The following is a 9,574-nucleotide window of genomic DNA, read 5'->3' as shown; positions in this document are numbered from 1 at the left end:
ATTAACGAGGTGCCTTATGTATAAAGATTATAATATGACTTAACTTACTCTACCAATGGAAATTTCAGTTCTTATCCCCACACATGATATTTCACGACATGTAAATGATATTGCAGAAACAATTCCCGATACTGAATTCGATGAATTCAGACATCATCGTGGCTTAATATAAAAAATAATAGCTCAACGAGCTGAAAATAATCAAAAAATTATAAAAAAGACAATTTCTATATTATTTCAATAGAAATTGTCTTTAATTACTTATCTTGGACCTTTTTGTTCCAGCCTCTTGTAAATTTTTAAAATTATTAAAATGTGAAGAAGTTAAACTAAGATTTTTTCATCGTTAGATTTCTTCTCTTTGTGTACTACTAATTTATTATTTTTTGTCTTTTTAAACTGTCGTTTCTTAAGCATGCCCCATAATGGTACAGCAATGAAAATTGACGAGAATACACCAGATAATAATCCAATTAGTAATGCTAAAGAGAAATTAAATATTGTTGGTGCACCTAATATTAATATTGCAACTACAACTACAACTACAGTCAACACTGTATTAATAGAACGTGTCATAGTTTGTCTAATAGAGCGGTTGACTATATCATCAATTTGATCAGTATGCGTAATTACTTTAACTTTATGCAGATTTTCTCGAACACGGTCGAAAGTTACGATTGTATCATTGATTGAATAACCAACGATAGTTAATACTGCTGCAATAAATGTTAAATCTACTTCTAATCTAAACAAACTAAAGATTGCAATGATGATAAATACGTCATGTAATAATGCAAGTACAGAAGATAGACCCATACGCCATTCAAATCTTAGTGAAACATAGATAATAATGCCTATAGAAGCAAGTATTAATGCAGTTACAGCATTTTTAGCTAGCTCTTGGCCTATGAGAGGTGAAACGGTATTAATTTGTGGATTATCTCCAAATTCAGATTTCACCTTAGCACTTAATTTATTGTCTTCCTCACGTGATAAATCTTTTTTAAACTGAACTGTGGCATTTTTATTTCCACTACCATTAATCTGTATTTGATCTGGTTCCAATCCAACTGATTTTACAGTTTTCTCAACCTGTGCTTGTGTTATAGCATTTTTAGATTGAATATCTGCTCTTGTTCCGGATGAGAAATCAATACCTAAGTTTAATTTAAATATTGAAATGATAATCAAACCAATAATTACAATTAAAATACTAAGTGAAATAAGTGGCTTAGCTAATTTAACAAAGTTTAACCTTTCATATGATGTTTTTAAATCATGTACATCTTTACCTTCATTAATATCATGTCTATCCTTCTTCTTAACACCAAATAACCAGTATTGTTTTTTAAAGAAGTTTGAAGATACCAGTAATGATAACAACCCTCTTGATAAGAATACTGCGGTTACAAATATCATTAAAATACCTAAGAGTAACATGGTTGCGAAGCCTTTGACTGAACTTTCTCCAAAGAAGAAAAGCACAGCTGCAGCGATGACAGTTGTTAAGTTGGAATCAAATATAGTTAAGAATGAACTTTTATTTGCTTTTGAATACGCTTGTTTAAGCGTGCGTCCAATTCTTAGTTCATCTTTAATACGTTCATACATTATGATATTGGCATCGACAGCCATACCTACACCTAAAACTAATGCCGCCAATCCAGGTAGAGTTAATACACCTGATATGAAATTGAATGCGACTAAAGTTAAATAAATATAAGTGGTTAAGGCAATGATTGCAACTAAACCAGGCAAACGATAGAAACCAAGCATAAATAAATAAATTAATGCTATACCTACAATTGATGCAAACATGGTCTTATCAAGAGCATCTTGACCAAATTGTGCACCAACAGAGTTAGAGTAAATTTCTTTTAAATCAACTGGTAATGAGCCGGCATTTAATAACTCAGCTATTTGTTTCGCTTCTTCAACACCTTTTTTCCCATTGAAGCCACCTGAAATTTCAACACTACTAGAATTAATAGGTTGGTCTACACTCGCTGCAGATATAAATTTAGGCTTTTTACCTTCTTGTTGCTTTTTAGCTTCTTTCTTGTAACTATCGCCTTTTTCGAAATCTAACCAAACTACCATGACATTGTCACGTTTTTTAGAAATCTTTTCAGTTACTTTCTTAAATTTATCTTTACTTTTTACTTTAAATGTAACTGTTGGTTGATTAGTTTCTTGTTTAAATTCTTGTTTAGCAGAGCCTTGTTTAATGTCTGAACCAGACATTAAAACATGATCTTCAGCATCTCTAATTGTTAAATTAGCTTGTGTCGATAATAATTTACGCGCTTGTGCTTGATCCTTGATACCTGCTAATTGTACACGAATTCGATTTGGATCTTCGATTTGTATTTTCGGTTCTGATACACCTAGAACATTTACACGATTTTCTAATGTTTGAGATGTAGCTTGAAGTGCTTTTTTATCAATTTTATCTCCTTTATTTAAAGGATCTACTTGGAAGAGGACTTCAAAACCACCTTGCAAATCTAGACCTAAATTAACATTTTTAACTACATTCTTATACGTCATACCCATTCCTGTGAATAGTAGAGCTATGAGGAGTATGAATGCAATTATTCTACTCGTTTTCTTCACATGAACACCTCATTATTTACTTATGTATCTAGAATACTCGATGAATAAATTATCGTGCAAGTTAAAATGATATTACGTTCACTTTAACGGACTTACTTATATTAACATACTCATAGAAATAGTGAAATTATTGTCTAAAAATGCAACAATTTTATAATAATTATTATGTTTAAAAAATACTAAAAAAACCTGAGACAGAAATTGTCCCAGGCATTCTTAACATTATAACAATCAATACAGAAGTTAAAATAAATTTATTTTAATCATTTAAGATTAGAATTCTATTACAGTAGAAAGATAAAACATTCTATCCCCTACATTTAGATATCAATCTGTATTTATGAAGGATCTACTTGTTTTATAGCTGGTTTTTCAAAAGTCATTTCTGTTCCATTACTATTTACTGTAATGATTACAGAAGTTTCATCTACAGCTTTTATAGTTCCTTTAATACCACCGATTGTAGTAATCTTTTGACCCGCTTCAACACGGTTAATCATTGCACGATGTTCTTTTGCACGTTTTTGTTGTGGTCTTATTAATAAGAAATACATTACGACCAATAATAAAATTGGTATAATCAATGAAGTTAATTCCATTTTAGTTACTCCTCTTTAAAAGTTTTTAGGGTTTTCTACATTTAATCCATATTGTTCAAAGAATTCATCTTTAAAATCTAAAAGACGGTCTTCTCGAATGGCTTGTCTAATATCTTCCATTAATTTTAGCAGAAAATGTAAATTATGAATAGTAGTAAGACGGATACCAAAAGTCTCTTCCGCTTTAACTAGATGTCTAATATAAGCTCTTGTGTAATGTTGACATGTATAACAGTCACATTGTTCATCAAGTGGTCTTAAATCATCTGCATATTTAGCATTTTTAACAACTAATCGACCATTTGATGTCATACAAGTACCATTTCTAGCAATTCTAGTAGGTAATACACAATCAAACATATCCATGCCCCTAATGCTACATTCAATCAAAGCATCAGGAGAACCTACTCCCATTAAATATCTAGGTTTATCTTTCGGCATAAATTGTTCTGTATGTTCAACCATGTCATACATAACAGGTTTTGGCTCACCTACAGACAGCCCTCCTATTGCATACCCTGGAAAATCAAGACTGACTAGCTCTTTAGCACTTTGTTCTCTTAAGTCTTTGTATTCTCCACCTTGAATAATACCGAACAGTGCTTGATCTCCAGGGCGTTGATGTGCTTTTAAACATCTGGCTGCCCATCGAGTTGTACGTTCGATTGAATCTTTGACGTAATCATATTCAGCTGGCATTGGTGGACATTCATCAAATGCCATCATAATATCAGAACCTAAATCATTTTGTATTTGCATAGACTTCTCGGGACTCAAAAATAGTTTTGAGCCATTGGTATGATGTCTAAATTCTACACCTTCTTCAGAAATTTTACGCAAATTACTTAAACTAAATACTTGGAAACCACCAGAATCTGTTAAAATTGGACCGTCCCAATTCATGAATTTGTGTAATCCCCCAGCGTGCTTGATAATATCATTTCCAGGTTGTAACCACAAATGATATGTGTTTCCTAATATAATCTTTGCTTCTATGTTTCTTAATTCTTCCGGGCTCATTGTTTTAACTGTTGCTTTTGTCCCAACCGGCATAAACATTGGTGTTTCAAAAGATCCATGCGGTGTATGTACAATTCCTAATCTGGCACCGGATTGTTTACATGTTTTTATATGCTCATATGTCACTGCAGGCATATGTTAAACCTCACATTCTTTTATATAATTAACATTGCATCTCCAAAACTAAAGAATCGATACTCCATTTCAACAGCTTTATGATAAGCGTTTAAAATATATTTTTTATTGCTAAATGCTGATACTAGCATGACTAACGTTGATTTAGGTAAGTGGAAATTAGTAATTAACCCATCTATCGCTTTAAACTCAAAGCCAGGATAAATAAAGATATCAGTCCATCCACTTGTGGCAACAAATTGAGGATGATCACGACGTATCGTTTCTAATGTACGCGTTGATGTTGTTCCAACTGATATCACACGCTTCCCACTTTCTTTTGTTTTATTTAATAAATCAGCCGTTTCTTGTGTCATTTGATAATACTCACTATGCATTTCGTGATCATCGATATTTTCAACACTTACGGGTCTAAAGGTTCCTAATCCAACATGCAATGTAATAAAAGCGATATGTACCCCTTTTTGTTTAATTTTATTTAGCAAATCATCAGTAAAATGTAAACCCGCTGTTGGTGCAGCTGCTGATCCACTCTCTTTAGCATAAACCGTTTGATACCTATCAGGATCATCTAATCTTTCTTTAATATATGGAGGTAATGGCATCTCGCCTAATTCATCTAAGCGTTCTTGGAGTATACCCTCATAATGTAGACGCATAATACGCCCGCCCTGTTCAAGTTCCTCAATACACTCAGCAACGATTTTACCATCTCCAAAATTTAGACGATGACCTTTTTTAATTCTCTTTGCAGGTTTAAGTAAAACTTCCCAATCATTACCTTCAATTTGGGTGAGCATTAGCATTTCAACTTTAGCACCAGTTTCTTCTTTTAGGCCAAATAATCTAGCAGGCATAACACGTGTATCATTAAGAACCAATGTATCACCAGGCTCAAAATAATGGATGACATCTCTAAAATGTAAGTGTGTCAGCTCACCAGTATCTTTGCTAAGAACTAACAATCTACTTTGGTCTCTGTTTTTTAGTGGTGTTTGTGCAATGAGAGACTCTGGCAAATGATAATCGAAATCTTCGATATTCAAATTATTCCCTCTTTTCGTTAGTAGTATTAAAGTGTTCATAGGCTAAAGCAGTTGCTTTTCTCCCACGTGGAGTCCTTTCCAAGAAACCTCTTTGGATTAAGAAAGGTTCATATACATCTTCTATAGTCACTCGTTCTTCACCTATTGAAACTGCAATTGTATCTAATCCAACAGGACCACCATTGTACTGATTAATAATACAATTCATCATTTTATGGTCAATGTAATCTAAACCGTGTTGGTCGACCTGCAGTAATTGTAATGCTCGTTTAGTCGTTTCAATATATATCTGATCGTCTTCATTTACTTGTTGGAAGTCTCTTACACGTTTTAGTAACCTATTCGCTATCCTAGGTGTACCTCTAGAACGACGAGCTAATTCTAAGGCGCTTTCCTTATCGATGTCCGTTCCTAAGACCTCTGCAGTTCGCGTGATTATTTCCTTTAAATCATTTTCATTATAATACTCTAATCTAAGATGCACACCAAAACGATCTCTTAATGGCCCCGTTAAACTACCGGCTCTTGTCGTTGCTCCAACTAATGTAAATGGCGGCAAATCTATTCGAATACTTCTTGCTTCATCGCCTTTACCGATGATGATGTCTAAGAAAAAATCTTCCATAGCAGGATACAGAACTTCTTCAACAACACTACTTAATCTATGAATTTCATCGATAAATAACACATCACCTGGCTGTAACCCAGATAATATCGCTGCTAAGTCACCTGGTCTTTCTAAAGATGGTCCTGAGATGGTACGAATATTTACCTCCATCTCATTAGCAATGATATTTGATAGCGTCGTTTTACCTAGTCCTGGAGGACCAAATAACAAGACATGATCGAGTGGCTCTTGTCTAAGTTTGGCAGCCTTGATAAAGACTTCTAAATTACTTTTTATAGAGGATTGACCTATATACTGCTTTAATTGTGTTGGTCTTAGTGATAATTCCAAGTCAGTATCTTCATTATGAAATTCTTGATCGACCATTCTTTTATCCATTTGACTTCCTCCATTAAGAAACTAGTGTTTGTAGTCCTATTTTAACGGCTTCATCCACACTATTCACATTATGTTTGTTTAAGGATTTTTCTACTTTGGTTAATTCTCGTTTAGAATAGCCCAGTGCTTGTAAAGCTAATAGTGCTTCAGATATTATTTGGTTTTGTTCATTACCATTAACTTGAGTTTGTAATAAATCGTCACTATTTTCTTCAGTAATTGTAACCTTCCCTTTTAAATCTAACACAATTTGTCTTGCAGTTTTCTTTCCTATCCCAGGAAATTGTGTTAAATAAGCATCATTTTCATTTTCGATAGCCAATTTAACTTCATGTGGTGTACTTGAAGCAAGTATCGCTAAAGCTGATTTAGGTCCTATCCCAGTCACTTTTATTAAGCTAAGAAACATTTCTTTTTCCTCTTCATTAATAAAGCCATATAGTAGTTGAGCATCTTCTCGTACAATTAGTGAAGTATAAATTTGGACTTCTTTTTCAAGATATTTTTGAAAACGATAGGAATTAGGCGTTTGTATCTCATAACCTATGCCACATGTCTCAACCACTACATGTGTAGGGAACAACTGAGATAATGTTCCTTTAATATATGCATACATGTCAGTACTCCTTTACATAGTCATACTTATTAAGTCTACTTTAGTTACATGATTTATCTCTCTTAATGATTCAATGACCTCATCAATGGATAAATTAGAATTTCTCGCATTTAAAGATAGTGTGATTGTCGCTTTATCTTCAATTGGAACACTTTGATGAATTGTCAACACTGATAATTGAAGTTGAGAGATTGCATTAAGAACTTGGGCTAACATTCCAACAATATCATTTACATATAAAATCAAAGTAAATTCTCTTTGATCTAATATTTTTTCATCTACTGGAAATATTGTCTCTCTATATTTGTAAAATGCACTTCTAGAGAGATTGAATTGTTTTACAGCATCATAAATGGACAAATTCGAATTATTTTTTAAAGCATCCTTAACTTTTAAAGTTTTGATGACAGATTCTGGTAGTACATCTTCTCTAATTAAATAAAATTTTCGATTGTCTTTATTGTCCAATTTAGACACCCCTATTCGACAAATTCAAATTCTCCGCCTAAGATTCTAACAATATCACCATTGCTACAACCTCTCTCTCTTAAAGCATCATCAATACCCATTGACCGCATTTGTCTTGCGAATCTTCTTACAGCTGGATCACTATTAAAATCAGTCATTTTAAACATTCTTTCAATAGCATTGCCACTCACTACATATGCGCCGTCATCATCTCTAGAAATAGTAAATTTATCTGCTGATGGTGTGTGTTTATATAATACACGATTAACACCTAAATTCTCATCTTCTTCAACTGAGAAGTCAACATCTTTAACTTCCTCGAGCTTATCGGCAATTTGATATAATAATTGATCAATATTGTCTCTCGTAATAGTTGAAACAGGAACAACTGTCACATCGTTATCTAATTGTTCCTTAAAATGCGATAAATTCCCTTGTGAATCAGGTAAATCCATTTTATTTGCGACTATAATTTGTGGACGATCTTCTAAGCGTTGTTTATAATTGATTAATTCTTGATTAATAATTTTATAATCGTCTAATGGGTTTCGACCTTCTGACCCACTCATATCAATCATATGAACAATCACTTTAGTTCGTTCAACATGTCTTAAGAATTGATGTCCAAGGCCGACACCATCAGAAGCGCCCTCAATTAATCCTGGTAAATCTGCCATAACAAAACTTCTATGATCAGGAGTTGAAACAACACCTAGATTAGGCTTTATTGTCGTAAAGTGATAAGCACCTATCTTAGGTTTCGCTTTAGAAACTATTGAAAGCAATGTAGATTTACCCACACTAGGAAAACCAACTAATCCAACATCTGCTAACAATTTCAACTCTAAAGTCACTTCTAATTCTTCGCCTGGCTCACCATTTTCACTAAAATCTGGCGCAGGATTTCTAGGGGTAGCAAATCTTGAGTTACCACGCCCGCCGCGTCCTCCTCTAGCTACAATAGCACGTTGGCCATCTTCAACCAAATCTGCAAGCACTTCTTCACTTTCAACACTTTTAATAATTGTACCTGGTGGTACTTTTAACACTAAGTCTTCCGCATTTCTACCATGCATGTTGCTACTTTGACCATTTTCGCCTTTTTTAGCTTTAAAATGTCTTTGATATCTGAAATCTAATAAAGTTCTCAATCCTTCATCCACTTCAAATACCACAGAAGCACCTTTACCACCGTCGCCACCAGCTGGACCACCAAAAGGTACATATTTTTCTCTTCTGTAAGCAGTGATGCCATTACCTCCATCACCAGCTTTTAGAGATATTTTCACTTGATCGACGAACATATATCTCACCTCTTTTACTCCGAAATTTTAATCTTTTTAATTATATCACTATATATAGTGATATAAAAACTATAGTCAATTTGTATTTTTACCTAAACAAAATAAAACACCAGAAGTATTCACTTCTGGTGTTTACTAGACAAAATTATTCAGCAACTGCGTATACAGAAACTTGCTTTTTGTCGCGACCTTTGCGTTCAAACTTAACAACGCCGTCGATTTTAGCGAATAATGTATCATCGCCACCACGACCTACATTTTCACCAGGGTAGATTTTAGTACCACGTTGGCGATAAAGGATAGAACCACCTGATACATATTGACCATCAGCACGTTTTGCACCTAAACGTTTAGACTCAGAGTCACGTCCGTTTTTTGTAGAACTTACCCCTTTTTTAGATGCGAAGAATTGTAAGTTTAATTTTAACATCGGGATACACCTCACTTATAATTTAATTTGATATTTTCATTATATTCTTCTTCTATAGTTTGTAAAGAAACTAACATTGCTTGAAGAATTAATTGAGCTTCTTTGTTATTCGTATCAACACTTCTTATATGAAAATATCCGCCGTCATCTTCGTAGTTGATATCTGGCTTCTCTGATGTTAATCCCATTATAGCATTAACACTTCCAAATAAGACTGCTGATGCTCCTGCACAGACAATATCATGACCATATTCACCATGATTAGCATGACCATCCATGACTACATCTGTGACCTTACCTTCGTCATTAACCGTAATATCAACAGTAATCATAC

The 9,574-nt window shown here is 33.6% G+C and carries 10 protein-coding genes; all 10 read right to left on the bottom strand.

Annotated elements, in window-relative coordinates:
* Positions 1-324: 324 nt before the first annotated feature.
* Positions 325-2,616, bottom strand: coding sequence for a protein translocase subunit SecDF (secDF, locus tag HMPREF2576_RS11100; RefSeq protein ID WP_001830863.1), 2,292 nt, complete (start codon positions 2,614-2,616; stop codon positions 325-327).
* A gap of 338 nt (positions 2,617-2,954) precedes the next feature.
* Positions 2,955-3,215: a preprotein translocase subunit YajC gene (gene yajC, locus HMPREF2576_RS11095; RefSeq protein WP_001830800.1), complete on the bottom strand. Its 261-nt coding sequence runs from the start codon at positions 3,213-3,215 to the stop codon at positions 2,955-2,957.
* A gap of 15 nt (positions 3,216-3,230) precedes the next feature.
* Complete coding sequence (gene tgt / locus HMPREF2576_RS11090; protein ID WP_001830840.1) at positions 3,231-4,370, bottom strand: tRNA guanosine(34) transglycosylase Tgt; 1,140 nt, start codon at positions 4,368-4,370, stop codon at positions 3,231-3,233.
* A 20-nt stretch (positions 4,371-4,390) separates the two neighbouring features.
* Positions 4,391-5,416: a tRNA preQ1(34) S-adenosylmethionine ribosyltransferase-isomerase QueA gene (gene queA / locus HMPREF2576_RS11085; RefSeq protein ID WP_001830755.1), complete on the bottom strand. Its 1,026-nt coding sequence runs from the start codon at positions 5,414-5,416 to the stop codon at positions 4,391-4,393.
* 1 nt (position 5,417) lies between these two features.
* A complete protein-coding gene (gene ruvB, locus HMPREF2576_RS11080) occupies positions 5,418-6,422 on the bottom strand; it encodes a Holliday junction branch migration DNA helicase RuvB (RefSeq protein WP_001830787.1) in 1,005 nt (334 codons plus the stop codon).
* Between the two features lie 13 nt (positions 6,423-6,435).
* Complete coding sequence (gene ruvA / locus HMPREF2576_RS11075) at positions 6,436-7,038, bottom strand: Holliday junction branch migration protein RuvA (RefSeq protein WP_001830895.1); 603 nt, start codon at positions 7,036-7,038, stop codon at positions 6,436-6,438.
* Between the two features lie 12 nt (positions 7,039-7,050).
* Positions 7,051-7,506, bottom strand: coding sequence for an ACT domain-containing protein (locus tag HMPREF2576_RS11070; protein ID WP_001830784.1), 456 nt, complete (start codon positions 7,504-7,506; stop codon positions 7,051-7,053).
* A gap of 11 nt (positions 7,507-7,517) precedes the next feature.
* Positions 7,518-8,810, bottom strand: a complete 1,293-nt coding sequence (obgE, locus tag HMPREF2576_RS11065) for a GTPase ObgE (protein WP_002440162.1) — start codon at positions 8,808-8,810, stop codon at positions 7,518-7,520.
* Between the two features lie 145 nt (positions 8,811-8,955).
* Entirely contained in the window at positions 8,956-9,240 is a 285-nt protein-coding gene (gene rpmA / locus HMPREF2576_RS11060; protein ID WP_001830822.1) for a 50S ribosomal protein L27, read from the bottom strand.
* An 11-nt stretch (positions 9,241-9,251) separates the two neighbouring features.
* A complete protein-coding gene (locus HMPREF2576_RS11055; protein WP_001830797.1) occupies positions 9,252-9,572 on the bottom strand; it encodes a ribosomal-processing cysteine protease Prp in 321 nt (106 codons plus the stop codon).
* Between the last annotated feature and the right edge of the window lie 2 nt (positions 9,573-9,574).

The sequence above is a fragment of the Staphylococcus sp. HMSC063F05 genome, from assembly GCF_001837075.1.
GTDB lineage: Bacteria > Bacillota > Bacilli > Staphylococcales > Staphylococcaceae > Staphylococcus > Staphylococcus epidermidis.
Note: the sequence above shows the minus strand (reverse complement) of the source record. Positions and strands in the feature narration are given on the sequence as shown.